Consider the following 19,696-nt stretch of genomic DNA (forward strand, 5'->3'; position numbering starts at 1 on the left):
GGCCGAAGCTGCGGTTCAGCGACAGCAGGCCGGCGATCTGCAGCAGGCTGCCGAGGGCCAGCAGGTAGCTGGCTGCGGGCCAGACTGCCATGTCGGCAGGCGAAAGGAGGAAGGGGGCGAAGGTGGCGCCGATGGCCAGCAGCCAGTCGCCCGCATCGGTGGAGACGCTGACGGGAGCCGAGCGCACGATGAAGAACAGGGCGGCGAGGGTTTCGGCGACGCAGAACAGCAAATAGCTCCAGTCGCCGCTGTGTAGATAGCCCAGCACGTGGGCGCTGGCGAAGAATGCCCACAGGCAAGCCATGGTGAGGCTGGTGAACAGGCTGGCGCGGCGCGAGTGGCAGAGGGTGGCGAGGGTGTCCATGGTCGGGTCCTGTGGTGGCGGGTCGTCGGAGCGGCGCGTTTCAGCGCAAGCTCCACAGATGGTTGTATTGCAGGAACACTTGCAGCACGGTGCCGCTGGCGATGGCGAAGGCGTAGGCCAGCTTGCCGGTGGCCGGTGGCGGTTCGGCAATCGTGGCGGCGCCGCCGGCAAGGCTGTGCAGCAGCGCGCCCAGCATCATGTGGTAAGTGTTTTTCAGCACCTGGCGCAGGCGCTGGCCGGCCAGCGCGGCGGCCAGGGCCAGTACGCCGCCGGCCAGGAAGGTCAACAGGGCCGCTTCCAGCACGGCGTCGGGACCGAGGAAGGCGCCGCACATGGCCATCAGCTTGACGTCGCCGGCGCCCAGGGCGCGCAGCAGGTACATGGGCAGCAGCAGGGCCAGTCCGGCAGCGGCGCCGGCCAGCGCCTGCGCCAGGCCCAGGCCGCCGAAGGCGGCGTCGAACAGGCCGGCGCCGGATGGCACGAAGCTGTTGAGGATCAGTCCGGCCAGCGTGCCCCACAGCACCAGCAGGTTGGGGATGCGGCGCGTGCGCAGGTCGTGCCACAGCGCGGCGGCGAGCAGGGTGGCCAGCACGGCCAGGCACAGCAGCATGGGCAGGTGGGCGTTCATGATGTCAGTCCTTCCTTGCTCATGCAGGGCACCGTGGCCATGTTCATGGCCGGTGCCGCGGCGTGGCTGCCCAGCAGCCGACCCACCAGGTGCCATACCAGCGCCGCGCCGGCCGCGCCCACATAGCCGTCGAGCGCATAGTGCCAGCCCAGGTGGATGGAGCCGAGCAGTATCAGCACGGCGAAGGCGGACAGGGCGAGCCCGGCGGCGCGGTTGACTCTCCAGCCCATGATCGCCATCAGTGTGGCCGTGGCCACATGCATGCTGGGCATGGCGGAGATGCCCAGTTCGCCGTGGGCGCCCTTGCTTTGATAGCCCTGCCACAACATGTCCTGTACCTGCAGGGCCCAGACGGGAACGTGCTGGTTGGCCTCATGCAGGTAGGCCATCAGCGGCGCATACGGGTCGCTGGCGTGCAGGTGGCCGTAGTAGCAGGGGCCGACAGAGGCGAACAGCACGGCCAGGATGCTGCCCAGGATGATCCAGCTGAGCGCAAAGCTGAGCAGGAACTGCATGCGCAGCAGCGGGCGGCGCGTATCGAGGATGAGCCAGTACAGGATGGCGTAAAACAGGAAAAACCAGAAATGGTATGAAAAGTTGAGCATGCCCGTGATCAGCGGGTGGCCCAGCAGCGGCTGCAGCCTTTCCCACGGCGCCATGCCGCCATGCAGGGCCAGGTCCCAGGCGGACAGGCTGGCGTCCCAGGTGTAGGGATGCAGGCGCGGGATGGCGGCCTTGAAGACGGTGAAGCTGGAGGCGAAGACGGGGATCAGCAGCATGGCTGGCAGCGCATGCAGCAGGCGCTCGTTGCTCAGGTAGCGGCGCAGGTCGTGGTACAGGTAGTGGCACAGGCGGTGCGGGCGCTGCATCACCATGACATGGATGGTGTAGCCGCACAGGATGAAGATGGGGCCAGTGAGGATGGCCACGAGGAAGCCGGCCAGCACGTTGAGGGTGTCCGAGGCGCTGGGCAGGCCGCCGGCCAGCAGCATCGCTGCGGCGGCGTACAGCAGCACGATCAGCAGCAGGGCGCGGTGGGTGCGCAGCGAGGCGCGCAGGGTATTCATGACAGTGCCAGGACCACTTGGTCCTTGACGTAGACAAACAGCAGCTTGACCTGGTCGCCGAGCACGCTGATCGTGATCACCAGCAGGGCCGCTATCAGGCCTGCCAGCAGCGCGTATTCGATCGCTGTGACGGCCGATTCATCGGATAAACGGGTTAGCAGAGATTTCACGATGGGCCTCGTTATGCGGAATCAAGGTGGGCGTGCCGGGGCGATATGTCCGGGCTGGCGCTGGGCCGGCCCGGATTGCGTCGCATCAGCCGTTGGCGGTGGTGAGCTTGGTGCCGATGCTGCTGAAGGTCTTTTTCAGCTGCGTGCCGACGATGGTGATGGCAGCGATGATCACGACGGCAATCAGGGCAGCGATCAGGCCGTACTCAATTGCAGTGACGCCATCTTCTTCGCGGATAAAGTTTTTGATGAGGTTCATGACAACTCCTGGTGGTGGTTAAGGTACAGCGGTGGGTAAAACGGTTTTGCAGCTTGGCTTCCCGGTGCTTCGACCTGGCCGCGTCATGGGCTCTCGCCCAGTGCCAGCAGTCCGATGATGCAGACCACCGCCATGAGGGCCGCCACCAGGGCATAGCGGTAGAACGCAGCCTTTTCCTTGCCCTGCAAATAGGTGACCAGGGCTGTCGGAAGAAACTTGTCAAGGCGCATGCTGTGCTCCGTGTCGTGGTGGCCAGCGCGGTGATTTGCACTCCGGTAAGTCCACTATAGAAGTCAGCAGCTTGATCTACATCAGAAGAACCTCCTTTTATTGCAAGGAGGAACTGCTTGTTTTTTTCGTGACAATTGTCATGGTTGAGCTTGGCGCACGGGCGACGGCCGTGCCGATGGCTGGCGAAGGGGGAGGGGAGGGAGTGCGCGGCCGTGCAGCGGTCGTGCAGGGGGCAGTGGCGTCAGGCGTCGGGCGGCAGTTCGCCCAGGTGGTGCTTGGTGGCGTAGGCGTACAGTTCCAGGCGGTTGTAGACGCCCAGCTTGCGGTAGATCGACGTCAGGTGATTGCGCAAGGTATGTTCGGAGATGAACAGCTGGTCCGCCAGCAGCTTGGCCGGCGTGCCGCTGCCGTGCACCAGCGCGGCGATGATTTTTCTTTCCTTGAGGGTCAGGCCGGCGACGGCGATGGCTTGCGCCGAGCCGCCGCCGGGCTGGGTCAGTTGCGTCAGCATGCGTCCCAGCATCGCGTGTTCCAGCCACAGCTCGCCGTGATACACCTTTTCGATGGCCTTCAATACCATCTCCGCCGGGGCGTCCTTGCTGACGATGCCGCGCGCGCCTTTGAGTACCGTCTGGTCCAGGATGGCCTGGTCGTGGCTGGCTGTGAGCACCAGCACGCGCGTGCTGCCGCACTGCGCCAGCGCGGGCAGGATGGCCAGCGAGCTGATGCCGCCCAGGTCCAGGTCCAGCACGATTACATCCGGTTGCAGCGTTTTCGCCTGCTCCAGCGCCTCGGCGCTGTCCGACGCCGTGGCGACCACGCGCATGCCCGAGTGCTCGCCGCCGATCAGCCGCTCCAGGCCCCACAGCATGGTCTTGTGATCATCCACCAGCATGACGCTGATGACATGGCTGGCCGGTGGCATGGGGCGTAAGTCATTCATATGGGGATCTCGATCTGCACGGAGGTGTTGCCCAGCATGCCGTGCGTGACACGGGCGGTGCCGCCCAGGGCGGCGGCGCGCTCGGCCAGCGAATCGGGCAGGAAGTCGGGTACGTGCGTGGCGGCGCACTCGTTGTCGATGCTGATGTGCAGCGCACCCTGCGCGCAGGTCAGCTTGACGGCGCCGTGGCGCGCCGACGTATGCTTGCGGATGTTGCTCATGCCTTCATTGACGATCTGGAACACCTCGGCCGCCAGGCGGTCGTTGATGTGCAGGTCGCCTTCGATATGCAGGGCGATGTCGATGCCATAGAATTCGCGGATCTGCGTGGCCTGGCGGCGCAGCGCGACCAGCAGTTCCGGCTCGCTTTGCACCTGGCCGTTCTTGAACGTGCGCGCGTAGCTGCGCAGGTCGGTGATCACCTGGCCCGACATGAGTATCAGTTTTTCCAGCTCGGGCAGCAGCGGGTTGCCCGGCGTGGCTTCGTTGCGCAAGGCGGCCAGGCCGTGGCGCAAACCGATATACGGCTGCACGGCCGTGTCATGCAGATCGCGCGCGATCTTTTCGCGCTCGCGCGAGGCCGCCTGCGATGCCAGGCGGTCGAGCAGATCGATGTTTTCAATGACGGGAAACGCCTGCGCGCCTATATGGCTGAGAAACAGGGCATCCGTCTTGCTCATGCTGGTGGCGGACACGATAAAGATGCGGCCTTTGCCATTGCGCAAGGGCAGCGGTGCGCTGATGAAGGCGTGCGCTTCGAGCAGTTCGGCCAGGCTGGCTCCTGCCGCGTCGTCATGCCGCAGCCAGCGACCGCTCTCCGGCTCGAGCATGCGCGCGCCGCCTATCCACGGCAGCCAGCGGCCGGCGGGCTGGTTGTACAGTGCGATTTTATCGGGCGGAAAAGCCAGCAGGGGACTGGCCGCATCGTCGCTGAGAAGCGAACTGGTGTGTACTGCGCCCGTTGCCGTATGAATTACGCTGCGCAGCGACCAGACCCGCGTGCCCTTGTCCTGCATGATCAGCAGACAACTGCGGCCGTTGAAATAGCTGCGGGTCTTTTCCAGTACCGAGGTGATGGTCTGGTCGACGCCGAAGCGCGGATTGGACAGCTGGCTGACATCGCGCAGCAGCGCCAGGTGGCTGCGCTGTGTGATGGCCGAGCCGCCCCAGTAGGCGGTCATGTAGCCGAGTGCCAGCAAGAAGGTGGTACGCAGCAGCAGGCGCGACATTTCCGCCTCCGTTTCGCCGAACAGGGCGGTGGCGGCGAACAGGCCGGCCGAAGCCAGGGTGACGCGCGCGCCTTCCTCGAAGCCGCGCTGGAACGAGGAAGTCAGGATGGCAAAGAAAAAAAACAGGAAGAACAAGTTGTTGTGGCTGCTGGTGGAAAACACGATCAGCGCATACCAGGCCACGTCCAGCCAGTACAGCAAGATATCCTGGGGCAGACCGAAGCCCAGCAGGGTAAGCACGTAGAGCAGCAGGCTGTGCATGGTGTAGGCGGAAAAGATCAGCCAGGTGATCTTGCTCAGCTTGCCGGCGCTTTCGGGGTCGATGAACAGGGTCAGCAAGGTGGCGCTCGACAGCAGCAGGCGCATGCCGTTCACCATGGTCGTATCCATGCCGGCGCCCGGCAAGCCGGATCTGGGGGGAGGATCGAGATTCACAAGCGCTCCTGGCCATGTCCCGCATGGACAGGCCATGCGCAGGGATAGATACCACAGATAAATTCTTGTTGTAGTTGCTGCAATCAGTTACGAGTCTACGCACACACCGTAAAGATGTCTACAGGAATCCTTTTTCATGCCGTGCATTTGCTACAGCGGCTGTACCATCACGCGGTTGCGCCCGGCGCCCTTGGCCAGGTACAGGGCGCGGTCGGCGGCGCCGATCAGGGCGGAGATGGTCAGCGTCTGCTGCGGCTGTTGCGTGGCGATGCCGATGCTGACCGTGATGTGCTTGACGTCCTTGCCCGTCCTGGCATGCGGAATGTGCAGGTCGGCCGCGTGCTGGCGGATCGCCTCTGCCATGCGCAGCGCCTGCGCCGCATCCGTATCGGGCAGGATGGCGGCAAATTCTTCGCCGCCATAGCGGGCCAGCAGGTCGGTGGGGCGCTGCAGCATGGCGGCCAGCTCGGCTGCCACGCGGATCAGGCAATCATCGCCCTGCTGGTGGCCGTAATGGTCGTTGTAATCCTTGAAATGGTCGATATCGATCATCAGCAGCGACAGCGGGCTGCTGCTGCGCAGCGCGCGCCGCATTTCCTTCTCGATCGCCACGTCGAAGTGGCGGCGGTTGGCGATGCCCGTCAAGCCATCGGAAAAGGTTTGCGAGCGCAACACCATGGTCTGTTCGCGCAGCAGCTTTTCGCGCCCCACGGCGATGGTGACGTCATTGATCTGGATCAGGCAGTGGCGCGGTGAGCCGGGTAAACTGATCGGCGTGACGGCGATGGCTTGCTGCATGCGTTCCGCGCCGTCGTGGCCAGCCGTGGCAGCGCCATGCGTGTACAGCGCAAACGGCGCCTTGTGCAGGGTTTGCGACAGCAGCGACTGGAAATTGTCGCGCAGTGCCTGGGTAATGGCCGAATCGATGCGCTTGTGCCGCATGTCCGGGAAGACGCCGAAGAAATCCTGGCCCAGCATGGCGTCGGCCTGGCGGCCCGAGTGGTGCGCCATCCAGTGATTCCACAGCACGATACGGTGTTGCTCATCGAGCACGATGGCGCCCAGGTTCACGGCGCCGAGTATGCTCTCGAGCAGGGCGAGTCGGTGTAAGGCATCGGGCATGATAGTCACGCCTGTCCCAGGACCTTGGTCAGGTAGCGGCTGACCTGCTGTTTCAGGTCGTGCAGGGCGGACAGGTCGAGCACGAATGCCACATAACCATGGATCTGGTGCTTGGACAGCACGAAGTCGATATGCAGCATCAGCACGACGGCCTCGTCATCCTGGCCGCCGAACGAGGACAGGATTTCCGCGCTGGTGCCCACGTGGTACAGGGGCAGCGAGCCATGCAGTTCACTGTCGAACAGGTTGGCCAAGGTCCCGACGCAGGAATTGAGGATGATGTTGCCGATCTCGCTCATCGCCTCCTGTTCCATCTCCGTCAGTTCCTGCAGCGGCATGGCGTCGCCCACCATCAGGCGCACGATTTCCAGGCTTTTGTCTTCCGGGAACATGAGAATGGCTTCGGTGGCGAATGCGCCATCGTAATGCTGGCTGACGCCGCAGATGCGGTCGCCATCCTTCTTGTTGCCCAGCAAGGCGGCCGCGTCGGCACGGTTCAGGAAGGTGATCGACGGCACCGACATGGTGACTTCTTCATTCACGATCTCGCTCATGGCCGCCGCCGCATGGCCCACGCCGATATTGAATATCTCTACCAGGGCGTCGTTCTCGAGTTCGGAGAGATTGAGCATGCTCACAGTCCCAGTGATTCCATCAACTGATGGATGCGCGTTTCCGTGATCGGTTTTTCCATGAAACCCACGCCCAGTTCAGCGGCGCGGTTGCGGGTAGCGTTTTGCACATTCGCCGTGACGAGGATGATGTGCGTCTGCGGGCACAGCGCGCGCAATTGTTCCGCCGCCGCGATGCCACCCATGCCGGGCATGTTGACATCCACTAATATCAGCACAGGGGTGACAGTCTTGACTTTTTCCAGGGCTTCTTCACCCGTCGCAGCCTCAATCACTTGCCAGTCGGCATGTTTGCTGAGGATGAACTGATGCGACATCAAACGTGAAACCCGGCTGTCATCGACAACAAGTACCTGCTTACTGTGATTCATGTGCTATTCCTGAAACGTCTTATCGGGGTATCGTTTCATTTTCGCATATTTTAAGGGGCACACAGAGTAATTGAACGGGGAATTGCCCTGCGGCAAGGTTTCCCCACTTGCCTGTTGTATCAAGGGGAATAGTCGCTCATAATGGCCGGTTGGCCGGGCTGGCAATCCGTTAAAATAGCGCCATTCCTCACTTTAGCCTGAATGCCATGACCCAAGACGAATTGAAGCAAGCCGTAGCCCGCGCCGCCATAGACTATGTGGTCGACGGTGAAATCATCGGTGTTGGCACCGGTTCTACCGCCAATTTTTTCATCGATGAACTGGCCAAGATCAAGGACCGCATCAAGGGGACGGTCGCCTCGTCCGAAGCGACGGCTGCGCGCCTGGCAGGCCACGGCATTCCCGTCTTCGATCTGAACGACGTCGAGTCGATCGCTGTCTACATCGACGGCGCCGATGAAATCACGGCCAGCGGCGCCATGATCAAGGGTGGCGGCGCGGCCTTGACGCGTGAAAAGATCGTCGCTTCCGTAGCGAAACAGTTCGTCTGCATCGCCGACGGCTCCAAGCTCGTGGCGACGCTGGGCGCCTTCCCGCTGCCGGTGGAAGTGGTGCCGATGGCGCGCGCCGCCGTCTCGCGCCAGCTGGCCGCGCTGGGCGGCACGCCCCGCTTGCGCCTGAAGGCAGGTAGCAGCGAAGCGTTTATTACCGACAACGGCGGCGAAATCATCGACGTGCTGGGCCTGGCAATTGCCGACCCGGTGGCGCTGGAACAGCAGATCAACCAGATCGTCGGCGTCATCGCCGTCGGCTTGTTCGCCGTGCGCGGCGCGAATGTCTGCCTGTTGGGCATGCCGGAAGGCGTGCGGACGTTGGCATACTGATACGCAGCAGAAATCCGGGGCTCAGTCACCGCGTGATCGGAATGCGCCCCACTGGGGCGCATTCCCCCGCCGGGTCTGACCCCAGCCTTCCGTTTGCGCCGCCCGGTACACGGCCACGGTGCGCAGCAAGCCACCGAGGAAGATGCCGCTGAAGGCGCCGTAGGCGAGGCAGGCGGGCACGATGAAGGTGCTCGCCTGGGCATAAGCAGGCGCGACGGCCAGGGTCACGGCGACCGCATATTTCATGCAGAAAATACTCATCATCAAGATCAATGGCACCCAGCTGCCGGGCCGCTGCACGCTGCCGCGCTGGGGAATGGCCACGATGGTGTCTGTCTTGGTCAGCGCCCAAGCCAGCGCCGCGCCGGCCAGGGCGCCGGCCACCCAGGCGAACGGCGCCAGGCCGGCGAAGCCGAAGCTGCCATGCACGCCGCTCAGCGACAGGGCCAGCATGACCAGGGGAATGATGCACAGCTTGCGCAAGGTCACTTCGCGTGCGCGGCTGGCCAGCACGCCACGGTAGACGAGAAAGCCCAGGATGGCCCAGACGTAGAGGGGAGTGTGGCTGAAGGTTTGCTGCAACATGGTGTCCGCCTTTGGAGTGAGCTTGTCGATGGGCGTACTGTGCCAGCCCGCGGCGCGGGCGGCGAGGGACTTGCGACGAAACGGGGGCGGATTGCCGTGAAACAGCGCCAGGCGGCGTGAAACGGTCAGGGAGAACTACCCGTGGCATGGCGGCCACGGGTGGGAGTGCTGAAAAATTTACTCGGTCGGGGGAACGTAACCCATGGCCGCATCGGCGCCGTCGCCGAAGAAATGCTTTTCCATTTGCGTGGCCAAGTATTTGCGGGCGCGTGCGTCGGCCAGGTTCAAGCGATTCTCATTGACCAGCATGGTCTGGTGCTTGAGCCAGGCGGCCCACGCTTCCTTCGACACCGATTCGTAAATTTTCTTGCCCAGTTCGCCCGGGTATGGCGGGAAATCCAGTCCTTCGGCTTCCTTGTTGAGTTTGATGCAGTGGATCGTGCGGGCCATCTGTGCTCCTGAATCAGTGTAGAGATAAAGCGTGATTATAAGGCACTTTGCGCCAGCCCTCGCGGGGCCGTCGCGGCCTGGCTGCATGCCGTTTGCCGTGCCCTTGCGCTGGATCAAATTTGATCTGCGCCGCCCTAGCTAGTAAGATGCCCTATCGCGCCAGCCGCTGGCTGCGCCTCTTCCAAGTAAGTAGTAACAATTAACCAATATGGAATCCCTATGACCTCATTGAAAGTCCATGGCATCGATGTCAGCAATACAGGCAGCTTCGCGCTGTTTGGAGGCATCAATGTGCTCGAATCGCGTGATCTCGCCATGCGCGCCTGCGAGGAATATGTGCGCGTGACGCAAAAACTGGGCATTCCCTATGTGTTCAAGGCCAGTTTCGACAAGGCCAACCGTTCATCGATACATTCCTATCGCGGCCCGGGTCTGGAAGAAGGCATGCGCATCTTCCAGGACGTGAAGGCGGCATTCGGCGTGCCCGTGATTACCGACGTGCATGAGCCTTGGCAGGCGCAGCAGGTGGCCGAAGTGGTCGACGTGCTGCAATTGCCCGCCTTCCTGGCGCGCCAGACGGACCTCGTCGTGGCCCTGGCGAAAACCGGTAAAGTCATCAACATCAAGAAGCCGCAATTCCTCAGCCCTGGCCAGATGGCCAATATCGTCGAAAAATTCAAGGAAGCGGGCAACGATCAACTGATCCTGTGCGACCGCGGCACTTGCCTCGGCTACGACAACCTGGTGGTCGACATGCTGGGCTTTGGCGTGATGAAGAAAACCTGCGACGACCTGCCCATCATCTTTGATGTCACGCATGCGCTGCAGCAGCGTGATCCCGGCGGCGCAGCTTCGGGCGGGCGCCGCCAGCAAGTGGCGGACCTGGCCCGCGCCGGCCTGGCCGTCGGCATCGCCGGCCTGTTCCTGGAAGCCCATCCTGACCCCGACAACGCCCGCTGCGACGGCCCCAGCGCCTTGCCGCTGGATCAATTGGAACCCTTCCTGGCGCAATTGAAGGCGCTCGATGACCTGGTCAAGTCGTTTGCGCCACTGAATATCCAGTAATGGTATTGACGTAAAGGAAAAGCCCGGCATGCCGGGCTTTTTTTACAAGGTTTTGATGAGAACCTGCGATTTACGCTGCCAGTTATACATATGCTGGCGATCCTTTGGCAAATCGTCGACGGTGGCCGGCACGAAACCGCGTTTCTTGAACCAGTGCGAGGTGCGGGTGGTCAGCACGAACAGTTTGTTCAGGCCGGCGGCGCGCGCGCGGTTTTCCATGTGCTTCAGGATGCGCTCGCCGTCGCCCTGGGCTTGCACTTCCGGGTTGACCGTCAAACAGGCCATTTCCGCCATCTTTTGCGCGGGGAAGGGGTACAGGGCGGCGCAGCCGAAGATCACGCCATCATGCTCGATGACGGAGAAATAATCGATTTCGCGCTCGATCAGCTCGCGCCCCCGCTTCACTAAAGTGCCATCCGCTTCCAGCGGTTCGATCAGTTTGATGATGCCGCCCACATCTTCGATGGTGGCCTGGCGCAGGCTTTCCAGGTTTTCATGGCTGATCATGGTGCCCACGCCATCATGGGTAAACAATTCCAGCAGGGCCGAACCATCCATCGAGAAGGGCACGATGTGCGAGCGCTCGACGCCGTTATGACATGCCTTGACGCAATGCTTCAAATAAAACGCCGTGGCGTCCGGCAAGAAGCCGGCCATCAGCACGGCTTCGGCCTGGTGCGACGACAGTTCGCGGATTTCCACGCCCGTGGCGTCTTCCATCATCGGCGTTTCGGTAATAAAAATCAGCTTGTCCGCGTGCAGGGCGATGGCGGCGCTGCAGGCCACGTCTTCCATGGTCAGGTTGAACGCTTCGCCGGTCGGCGAGAAGCCCAGCGGCGAGAGCAGTACCAGGCCGTCCGAACCGAGGATGGAATGGATGGTTTCGGCGTCGACCTTGCGCGTGATGCCTGTCAGTTCCAGGTCCACGCCATCGATCACGCCCAGCGGGCGCGCCGTGATGAAGTTGCCGGAAATGATACGGATGGCCGCATGCGACATGGGCGTGTTCGGCAAGCCCTGGCTGAACGCGGCTTCGATATCGAGGCGCAGCTCGCCAGCCGCTTCTTTTGCGCATTCCAGCGCGGCGATGTCGGTGATGCGCACGCCATTGTGGAAGCGGCCTTCGACGTTACGCAAGGCCAGTTGTTCCGCCACCTGCGGCCGCGAGCCGTAGACGACGGTGACATTGATGTCCAGCGCATGCAACAGGGACAAATCATGGGCCAGCACCTGCAGCGCCCCGGCGCTGACGAGTTCACCGGGGAAGGCGACCACGAAGGTCTTGCCGCGAAAGGCGTGGATGTAGGGCGCGACGGAGCGCAGCCATTGGACGAATTGGGTAGGGTTTTCCATTAAGCGCATTATAATTCGCTGCGCGATGTGCGCGCTTAAAATACCTGTAAAAAACAATGTCTTCAGCCAGCAATAAGTCTTCCCCTCTTTCCAACGTTGCAAATGTGCCCGCCAGCGGGGATGTTGCCGCGCCTGCCGCCGCGCCTGCGCAGGGTCGCCAGCGTCCGCCCGTGAGCCAGCAAAGGCAGCAGCCGCCGCGCGCGGAACAACAGAAACAGCAACAGCAGCAGCGTGCGCCTCGCGAGGGGCAGGAAAGCCGTGACCCTGCCCGCGCCGCGCGCGAGGCGGCAAAGGCTTTCCGCAATCCGCTGCCACCGATTACGTATCCGGAAGACTTGCCCGTCTCGGGGCGGCGCGCCGAAATCGCCAAGGCCTTGATGGAAAACCAGGTGATCATCGTCTCGGGCGAGACGGGTTCCGGCAAGACGACGCAGTTGCCGAAGATTTGCCTGGAGCTGGGGCGGGGACAGAAGGGCTTGATCGGCCACACGCAGCCACGCCGTATCGCCGCCTCGTCGACGGCCAAGCGCATCGCCCAGGAACTGGGCACGCCGCTGGGCGAGACCGTGGGTTTCAAGGTGCGCTTTGCCGACACCCTGACCAAGGGCGCGTCCGTCAAGCTGATGACGGACGGTATTCTGCTGGCCGAGACGCAGACCGACCCGCTGTTGAAAAATTACGACACCATCATCATCGATGAAGCGCACGAACGCAGCCTGAACATCGATTTCCTGCTCGGCTATCTGAAACAGCTGCTGCCGCGCCGGCCCGATTTGAAAATCATCATCACCTCGGCCACCATCGATGCGGAACGCTTCGCGCGTCATTTCGGCTCGCCGGAAAAGCCCGCGCCCGTGATCGAAGTGTCGGGCCGTCTGTACCAGGTGGAAGTGCGCTATCGTCCCGTGGAACGCGAACAGGTGGCCATGCCAGGTTCTGGCGCGAACACGGACAAGCCGGGCCAACGCACGGCCGCCGCGCGCGAAAAGCGCGACCTGATGGATGCCGTCGTCGATGGCGTGGAAGAGCTGTGCCGCATCGGTTCGGGCGACGTGCTGGTGTTCTTGCCGGGCGAGCGCGAAATCCGCGACTGCGCCGAGGCGCTGCGCAAGCACCATCCGCCGCACGTGGAAATCCTGCCCCTGTTTGCCCGTTTGTCGGCCGAAGAGCAGGAGCGCGTGTTCAAGACCAGCAATGCGCGCCGCATCGTGCTGGCCACCAACGTGGCGGAAACCTCGCTGACCGTGCCCGGCATCCGCTATGTGGTCGATGCGGGCCTGGCGCGGGTCAAGCGCTACAGTTATCGCAATAAGGTGGAGCAGTTGCAGGTCGAGCCGATCGCCCAGTCGGCCGCCAACCAGCGCGCCGGGCGTTGCGGTCGCGTGGCCGATGGCGTGTGCATCCGTCTGTATGAAGAGCAGGATTATTTGCTGCGGCCTAAATTCACGGAGCCGGAAATCCTGCGCTCCTCGCTGGCCGCCGTCATCCTGCGCATGAAATCCTTGCACCTGACGGACGTGGAAACCTTCCCCTTCATCGAGCCGCCGCTGGCGCGCGCGGTGGCCGACGGTTATCAGTTGCTGCAGGAACTGGGCGCCGTCGACGAGGTCAACCAGCTCACGCCGCTGGGCAACAAGCTGGCCAAGCTGCCGCTGGACCCCCGCGTGGGCCGCATGATCCTGGCCGCGCTGGATAACGCCTGCCTGACGGAAGTGCTGATCGTCGCTTCCGCCTTGTCGGTGCAGGACCCGCGCGACCGTCCGATGGAGCACCAGCAGGCGGCCGACGAGGCGCACAAGAAATTCGCCGATGAAAAGTCGGAATTTCTGAGCTACCTGAAAATCTGGCGCTGGTTCGAGTCCGCCATCGAGCACAAGAAAACCAACCGCCAGTTGCAAGACAACTGCCGTACGAATTTCCTGTCGCAGATGCGTTTGCGCGAATGGCGCGACGTGCATTCGCAGTTGCTGACCATCGTCAAGGAACAGGGCTGGCGCCTGAACGAAGCGCCCGCCACCTATGACAACCTGCACATGGCCTTGCTGACCGGCTTGCTGGGCAATATCGGTTTCAAGGGCGAAGACGAGCCGGGTGCTGGCTATCTGGGCGCGCGTGGCATCAAGTTCCATATCTGGCCAGGTTCCTCTCTGCTGAAAAAGCCGGGCAAGTGGATCATGGCGGCCGAACTGGTCGACACGACGCGTTTGTATGCGCGCTGCGTGGCGCAGATCCAGCCCGAGTGGCTGGAAAAGGTGGGCGGGCACCTGCTGAAAAAATCCTGGGGCGAACCGCGCTGGGAAAAGCGCTCGGCGCAAGTGACGGCGTCCGAACGGGCGACTTTATATGGCTTGGTGGTGTACAGCCAGCGCCGCATCAATTACGGCAATTTCAACTTGCCGGAAGCGCGCGAAATCTTCATCCGCGATGCGCTCGTCGGCGGTGACTTCGACACGCGCGCGCCCTTCTTTGCGCACAACCATAAACTGATCAAGGACATCGAAAACCTTGAGCACAAATCGCGCCGTCTCGATGTGCTGGTCGACGATGAGCTGATCGCCGCCTTCTATGACAAGCTGCTGCCGGTCGACGTGTGCAATGGTGCCGGCTTCGAAAAATGGCACAAGGAAGCTACGCGCGACAACCCGAAGCTGCTGTATTTGAACCGCGAAGAACTGATGCGCCACGAGGCGGCTGGCGTGACGACGGATCTGTTCCCGAAAACCATGTCCGTGACGGGCCTGGAAATGGGCCTGACCTACCACTTCGAGCCGGGCAGCGTGCGCGATGGCGTGACCTTGAGCGTGCCCCTGTATGCGCTGAACCAGTTGCCGCGCGAGCGTTGCGAGTGGCTGGTGCCGGGCATGCTGAAGGAAAAAGTGCATCTGCTATTAAAATCGCTGCCGCAAAAGCTGCGCCGCCACTGCGTGCCGCTGCCCGATTATGCGGCCAAGTTCTGCGAACGCGTGCATGAGGCGGGCGTGTTTGGCCGCGGTGACTTGATCGACGCCATCATCCTCGATATCCGCACGCAGATCACGATCAATGTGCTGACGACGGACTTCAAGCCGGAAACCCTGCCTGCCCATCACTTCATGAATTTCAAGGTGATCGACGAGCATGGCCGCCAGCTGGACATGGGCCGCAACCTGGCCACCCTCCAGGCGGAATTCGGCGGCCAGGCGCGCCAGAGTTTTCAAAAATTGGCCGAAGTGTCGGGCGTGTCCGGCAGCGGCACGCCCGGTGCCAAGGTGGCGGGCGCGCAAGTGGCGTCGCGGCTGCAGGCGCAAGCCCAGGGCGCCGCCGTCGATGCTGCGGCAGGCAAGGGCGGCGCACCGGCCAGGGGAGCGGTTGCCGCTGCTGCCGCGCCGGCCCCCGCGAATGCCACCGTCTCGCAGCACATGGGCTTGACGGGCTGGACCTTTGGCGAGTTGCCGGAGCTGCTGGAAATCGTGCAGGGCAAGCTGACCTTGATCGGTTTCCCCGCGCTGGTGGACAAGGGCACGCATTGCGACCTGGAAGTGTTTGATGATCCGACAGTTGCCGCCCGCACGCACAAGATCGGTTTGCGCCGCTTGTTCGCGCTGCAAATGAAGGAGCAGATCAAGTACGTCGAGAAAAGCATCCCTGGTTTGCAGCAGATGGGCATGCAATTCATGGCCCTGGGGTCGCAGGAAGAATTGCGCGAGCAAATCATCAACAAGGCGCTCGATATTGCTTGCTTGCAAGATCCGCTGCCGCTGGACGCCGCTTCGTTCGCCAAGCGGCAGGCGGAGGGCAAGTCGCGCCTGGTCTTGCTGGTGAATGAAATTGCCCGTTTGCTGTCGCAAGTGCTGACGGAATTCCACGGCTTGCCCAAGCGCTTGCAGAATATTCCGGCAGCGGCGGCGACCGATATCCAGTCGCAGCTGCAGGGACTCGTGCATAAACGTTTCTTGACGGAAAACGAGTACACGCAGCTGGCGCACTTCCCCCGCTATTTGAAGGCGATCAACGTGCGCCTGGAAAAGCTGCGTGCCGACCCCGCGCGCGACAGCAAGTTGATGGCCGAATGGCAATCGGCCGCCGCGCCGTATCTGCGCCAGGCCAAGGACCGACAGGCTGGCAAGAACACGGACCCGAAACTGGTCGACTTCCGCTGGATGCTGGAAGAGCTGCGCGTGTCGCTGTACGCGCAGGAGTTGCGCACGCCGATGCCCGTGTCGGCCAAGCGCCTGCAAAAAGTATGGGAGTCCATGCAGCGCTAGCTTGACAAGCCCAGGCACATGCCGGGATCGTGCCCTCAGGGGGCGACCCCGCCCCTGTCCGTGGGGTTTGCCTGCGTGTCCCCTCAACTACGCTCGTCGCTCCCATCCTCGCCAGGCGAGGAGCGCGAGCCGGGCTTGTCCACCTCGCCCTGGCTGCTGCCCGTGCCGGCGCGGCTGCCTTGGCTGTCCGATTGCAGGCTGGCGCCGCCGCGCAGCTCGTTGCCCGACTGCATGCGCCTGGCCGCCATGTCGCCGCTGCCGTGGCGCATGCCGCTGCCATAGAACGCTTCCATCTGCTGGTTCCAGGCATCGCTGCGCATGTCGGGCCAGTTGTTCTTGTCGAAACCGGGGGCGTCTTTCAGCTGGCTTTTTTCCACGTTGAGCAAGAAGCGCTTGTTGACGGGGTCCAGGGTCAGGCGTTCCCAGGGCACGGCAAACAGCTTGTCGCCCATGCCCAGTATGCCGCCGAAGGACAGCACGGCATAGGCGATCTGGCCGCTGCGCATGTCGAGCATGATTTCCTTGATGTCGCCCAGTTCCTCGGCGTTGTGATTGTAGACGTCGTCCCCGATCAGGGTATCGGCCCCCATCAGGGCCGGCCCCGGATCGTCGTGGTTGCGGTACATGCCCAGGATGTCGCGGTCCAGATAGCTCATGGTGTTCTCTCCTCTTGTGTAGTGCTGATCAAGCATCCAGATTAAGCATGTGCGCCAGGTCGCGCTTGATCTGCCTCAATGGTGCCAGCGGCACTTTTATCGGTGTGCAAACGTACGGTGTTGTCAGCCAATTGCGGTACTCTATGCGCTCTATGGAGGAAACCGCACATGCTGACGATGCAACGCTGCAGAGGGATGAATTGGCGGTACGCTCCACAACGCTACGCGTGCCGCTTGCCATGGTGAAGCCCGCCACCAAATGGCTGCGCGGGCTATTGCGCGCCGGTAAGGCGCAGCAGCGCACGGCGAGCAAGCTGGCCAAGGTGCTGTTCGGGCCCGTGCCGGCCAAGCCCAAACCCAAACCCAAACCCAAACCTATAGCCCGCAGCAAGCCTGCGGCCAAGACCAGGCCGACGCCGCGCGCCGTGCCCGCGCTAGCTCCCTTTGCCACGCCCCTGTCGCCCCCGCGCGTGCGCAAGCGAACTGCACCCCCGCCGGGCAAGTGGCTGGCCGCCCACTATGCGCCGTTGCCGGAGCTGGGACAGTTGCCGGGCCGGCGCCTGCCGTATTTCCTGTACTTGCCCGAAAAGGCGCCGAGTGCCGCCATGCGCAGCCGGGGCCGTCCGCTGCTGGTGATGCTGCACGGCTGCGAGCAAAGCGCCACGCAGTTTGCCGAAGGCACGCGCATGAACCGCCTGGCCGAGCGCAAGGGCTATGCCGTGCTGTATCCGCAGCAATCGTTGCGCTCGCATGCGCGCCGCTGCTGGAAGTGGTATGACAAGGTGACGCAGGAGGGCGGCGGCGACGTGCGCCTGATCGTCGGCGCCATCGAGCAGGTGGCGGCCCGGTATGCGATCGACCGCACGCGCATCTATATCTGCGGCATTTCCGCCGGCGCCGGCATGGCGCATATCGTGGCCCTGAACCATCCCCATCTGTTCGCCGCGCTGGGCCTGCATTCCGGGCCCGTGTTTGGCGCCGGCCATAATCTGATCGGCGCGCTGCAGGTGATGCAGCATGGCGCTGCCGCCCGTGCCGACGCGGCCATCGATGAACTGCTGGCGCGCCAGCCCGCGTTTCCCCGCCTGCCCACCATCCTGCTGCAAGGGCAGGACGACAAAGTGGTGCGGCCCATTAACCAGACGCAACTGGTGCGTCAGAGCGTGCGCGTCAACCGCCTGCCGGTCGACACGCTGGTGACGGCGCAGCGCCTGCCCGGCGGCGCGGCGGGTGGGCGCAATCCGGCCCATGCGTATGCGCTGCACGATTATCAGGTGGGCAAGGAGGTGCTGCTGCGCGTGGCGCAGGTCGAGCACCTTGAACACGCCTGGAGCGGTGGCGACGCCAGCCTGCCGTTCAACGACAAGGCCAAGCCCGATGCCAGCAGGATGCTGCTCGATTTCTTCGCCAGCCACCGCCGCCGATAAGCCTGCGTACCAGTGCCTGCACGCCGCTGCGGCGCGCAGGCACTGGTACGCATCATTCTTCCCTTCCCCCCGCAGGCCCGCGCCAGCGCACCGGCACGCTGGCGCGCCCTTTTCAGCCCGGATTTGATTGCCGCAGCACCAGGTATTTTATTTAAGTGGTATTGCTGCGGTATTTAAAAATCACAAAAACAGGGGTTAAAAATACTAATTGGTATACAATTGGTACACGTTTTCAGTGTGAAGCCGTGTCCGCCGTCCCATGCCCCGACGGCAGATACGCACTGACGGCAGCCACCCACGTTACGGATCGCGCCATGTCCATCAAGTCCAAGCAGTTGCTGTGGTTTTTTGCGTTTTTCCTCGTCTTTGAACTGAATATTTATCTGTCCAATGACATGATCATGCCGGCGATGCTGGGCATCGTCGAGGAGTTCCAGGCAGAAAAAAAGTTCATCCCCCTTTCCCTCAGCCTGTATCTGCTGGGCGGCAGTTCCCTGCAGATTTTCCTGGGACCCCTGGCCGACACCATCGGCAAACGCAAGCTGGTATTGAGCGGTAATACCTTGTTCCTGCTGGCCACGCTGGCCGTGCCATTTGCCACCTCGATCGAGCAATTTCTCGCCGCGCGTTTCATCCAGGGCATGGGCTGCTGCTTCATCTTCATCGGCTATGCCATGATCCATGAATTGTTCGACGACATGGCGGCCGTCAAGCTGAGCAGCATCCTGTCGAGCACCACCATCCTCGCGCCCCTGGCCGGCCCCATCCTCGGCAGCGCCATCATCGGCCAGCTGGACTGGCGCTACGTGTTTTTCCTTTCCGGCTTGCTGTCCCTGCTGTCCTTGCTGGGCCTGTTCAAGACCATGCCGCGCACGGCGCCGGCGGCGACGCGCCCCGAGTTTGCCGCCATCGTGCGCAGCTATGCGGCCATTTTCAGCAACAAGCGCTTCATGTTCGGCATGTTTACGGCCGGGCTGGCCACCGTGCCCCTGACGGCCTGGATCGGCTTTTCGCCCCTCTTCGTGCTGCAGGAAATGGGCGCATCCTATGCCACCTATATCGCGCTGCAATGCGTGATTCTGTCGGGCTTTGTCTTCAGCAGCATCGCCATCCAGCGCCTGCGCCAGGATTTCCCGCTCGTGCATCTGCTGCGCCTGGGTGGGCTGATCGCGGCCGCCGGCATGCTCGGTGCCGGCGCAGGCCGCCATCACGTCGACGTGTTTGCGGCCTGCATGTTTGTCTATTCCATCGGCTTCGGCCTGTTCAATGGCACCCTGATACGCAGTGCAATCACGGCCAGCAAGGAGTCGATGACCTTGACGACGGCTGCCATGAGTTTGCTGTACTGCATTTATCTGTCCGCCTGGCTGCAGCTGTACAACGTGCTGTGCCAGCGCTTCGGTTATGCGCTGGAAACGTATGCGCTGCTCAATATCCCCGTCATCGTGGTCATCGCCGCCTGCCTGCTGCTGTTTACGCGGGGCATGGCTGGGTGCCGGGAAAGCGAGGTGCTGCTGGCCCGGCACTGATGGCGCAACGATGCGCATGTTGTCGACCTTGTTTTACCTCCTGCGACGTTTA

General features: G+C 62.7%; 20 protein-coding genes. 5 read left to right on the plus strand and 15 right to left on the minus strand.

Annotated elements, in window-relative coordinates:
- The 11 genes from K0F85_RS04805 to K0F85_RS04855 form a co-directional block, all read right to left on the minus strand.
- Nucleotides 1-364: hypothetical protein (locus K0F85_RS04805; RefSeq protein WP_219114777.1), on the minus strand; the 364-nt coding region annotated here is incomplete at its 3' end.
- Between the two features lie 40 nt (nucleotides 365-404).
- Entirely contained in the window at nucleotides 405-992 is a 588-nt protein-coding gene (locus tag K0F85_RS04810) for a prepilin peptidase (protein WP_219114778.1), read from the minus strand.
- Nucleotides 989-2,059 carry a phosphatase PAP2 family protein gene (locus tag K0F85_RS04815; RefSeq protein WP_219114779.1) on the minus strand — a complete coding sequence of 357 codons (1,071 nt, stop codon included), beginning with the start codon at nucleotides 2,057-2,059 and terminating at the stop codon, nucleotides 989-991. Before K0F85_RS04815 ends, K0F85_RS04810 begins: the two co-directional genes overlap by 4 nt.
- Complete coding sequence (locus K0F85_RS04820) at nucleotides 2,056-2,229, minus strand: Flp family type IVb pilin (RefSeq protein WP_374198638.1); 174 nt, start codon at nucleotides 2,227-2,229, stop codon at nucleotides 2,056-2,058. The genes K0F85_RS04815 and K0F85_RS04820 overlap by 4 nt, the downstream gene beginning before the upstream one ends.
- A gap of 85 nt (nucleotides 2,230-2,314) precedes the next feature.
- Complete coding sequence (locus K0F85_RS04825; protein ID WP_219114780.1) at nucleotides 2,315-2,488, minus strand: Flp family type IVb pilin; 174 nt, start codon at nucleotides 2,486-2,488, stop codon at nucleotides 2,315-2,317.
- 83 nt (nucleotides 2,489-2,571) lie between these two features.
- Nucleotides 2,572-2,718 carry a hypothetical protein gene (locus K0F85_RS04830; protein ID WP_219114781.1) on the minus strand — a complete coding sequence of 49 codons (147 nt, stop codon included), beginning with the start codon at nucleotides 2,716-2,718 and terminating at the stop codon, nucleotides 2,572-2,574.
- A 242-nt stretch (nucleotides 2,719-2,960) separates the two neighbouring features.
- Nucleotides 2,961-3,662, minus strand: coding sequence for a response regulator transcription factor (locus K0F85_RS04835; protein ID WP_257572527.1), 702 nt, complete (start codon nucleotides 3,660-3,662; stop codon nucleotides 2,961-2,963).
- On the minus strand, nucleotides 3,659-5,326 hold the full coding sequence (locus K0F85_RS04840) for a sensor histidine kinase (protein WP_219114782.1): 1,668 nt from the start codon (nucleotides 5,324-5,326) through the stop codon (nucleotides 3,659-3,661). Before K0F85_RS04840 ends, K0F85_RS04835 begins: the two co-directional genes overlap by 4 nt.
- 150 nt (nucleotides 5,327-5,476) lie before the next feature.
- Nucleotides 5,477-6,448: a GGDEF domain-containing protein gene (locus K0F85_RS04845; protein ID WP_219114783.1), complete on the minus strand. Its 972-nt coding sequence runs from the start codon at nucleotides 6,446-6,448 to the stop codon at nucleotides 5,477-5,479.
- A gap of 5 nt (nucleotides 6,449-6,453) precedes the next feature.
- Entirely contained in the window at nucleotides 6,454-7,080 is a 627-nt protein-coding gene (locus K0F85_RS04850; RefSeq protein WP_219114784.1) for a chemotaxis protein CheC, read from the minus strand.
- Between the two features lie 2 nt (nucleotides 7,081-7,082).
- Nucleotides 7,083-7,451 (minus strand): response regulator, encoded by a 369-nt coding sequence (locus K0F85_RS04855; protein ID WP_219114785.1) that lies wholly within the window; start codon nucleotides 7,449-7,451, stop codon nucleotides 7,083-7,085.
- A 206-nt stretch (nucleotides 7,452-7,657) separates the two neighbouring features.
- On the opposite strand from K0F85_RS04855, the gene rpiA reads away from it, so the two are divergent.
- A complete protein-coding gene (gene rpiA, locus K0F85_RS04860; RefSeq protein ID WP_219114786.1) occupies nucleotides 7,658-8,335 on the plus strand; it encodes a ribose-5-phosphate isomerase RpiA in 678 nt (225 codons plus the stop codon).
- A 21-nt stretch (nucleotides 8,336-8,356) separates the two neighbouring features.
- Here rpiA and K0F85_RS04865 read toward each other — a convergent pair whose 3' ends face one another.
- Both K0F85_RS04865 and K0F85_RS04870 read right to left on the minus strand, forming a co-directional pair.
- On the minus strand, nucleotides 8,357-8,920 hold the full coding sequence (locus K0F85_RS04865; protein WP_219114787.1) for a DUF6622 family protein: 564 nt from the start codon (nucleotides 8,918-8,920) through the stop codon (nucleotides 8,357-8,359).
- 177 nt (nucleotides 8,921-9,097) lie between these two features.
- The gene (locus tag K0F85_RS04870; RefSeq protein ID WP_034750797.1) at nucleotides 9,098-9,370 is read right to left on the minus strand and encodes an oxidative damage protection protein; all 273 of its coding nucleotides are present in this window, start codon (nucleotides 9,368-9,370) and stop codon (nucleotides 9,098-9,100) included.
- A 219-nt stretch (nucleotides 9,371-9,589) separates the two neighbouring features.
- On the opposite strand from K0F85_RS04870, the gene kdsA reads away from it, so the two are divergent.
- Nucleotides 9,590-10,435, plus strand: coding sequence for a 3-deoxy-8-phosphooctulonate synthase (kdsA, locus tag K0F85_RS04875; RefSeq protein ID WP_219114788.1), 846 nt, complete (start codon nucleotides 9,590-9,592; stop codon nucleotides 10,433-10,435).
- 42 nt (nucleotides 10,436-10,477) lie between these two features.
- Here kdsA and argA read toward each other — a convergent pair whose 3' ends face one another.
- Nucleotides 10,478-11,788 (minus strand): amino-acid N-acetyltransferase, encoded by a 1,311-nt coding sequence (argA, locus tag K0F85_RS04880; protein WP_046685875.1) that lies wholly within the window; start codon nucleotides 11,786-11,788, stop codon nucleotides 10,478-10,480.
- A 56-nt stretch (nucleotides 11,789-11,844) separates the two neighbouring features.
- On the opposite strand from argA, the gene hrpA reads away from it, so the two are divergent.
- Nucleotides 11,845-16,032 carry an ATP-dependent RNA helicase HrpA gene (gene hrpA, locus K0F85_RS04885; protein ID WP_257572528.1) on the plus strand — a complete coding sequence of 1,396 codons (4,188 nt, stop codon included), beginning with the start codon at nucleotides 11,845-11,847 and terminating at the stop codon, nucleotides 16,030-16,032.
- Between the two features lie 83 nt (nucleotides 16,033-16,115).
- Here hrpA and K0F85_RS04890 read toward each other — a convergent pair whose 3' ends face one another.
- Nucleotides 16,116-16,688, minus strand: coding sequence for a PRC-barrel domain-containing protein (locus K0F85_RS04890; RefSeq protein ID WP_219114790.1), 573 nt, complete (start codon nucleotides 16,686-16,688; stop codon nucleotides 16,116-16,118).
- Between the two features lie 239 nt (nucleotides 16,689-16,927).
- On the opposite strand from K0F85_RS04890, the gene K0F85_RS04895 reads away from it, so the two are divergent.
- Nucleotides 16,928-18,115 (plus strand): PHB depolymerase family esterase, encoded by a 1,188-nt coding sequence (locus K0F85_RS04895; protein ID WP_219114791.1) that lies wholly within the window; start codon nucleotides 16,928-16,930, stop codon nucleotides 18,113-18,115.
- Nucleotides 18,116-18,429: 314 nt separating this feature from the next.
- Nucleotides 18,430-19,644: an MFS transporter gene (locus tag K0F85_RS04900; RefSeq protein WP_219114792.1), complete on the plus strand. Its 1,215-nt coding sequence runs from the start codon at nucleotides 18,430-18,432 to the stop codon at nucleotides 19,642-19,644.
- Nucleotides 19,645-19,696: the final 52 nt, after the last annotated feature.

The sequence above is a fragment of the Janthinobacterium sp. UMAB-56 genome, assembly GCF_900095265.1.
In the GTDB taxonomy this organism is placed as follows: Bacteria; Pseudomonadota; Gammaproteobacteria; order Burkholderiales; family Burkholderiaceae_D; genus Janthinobacterium.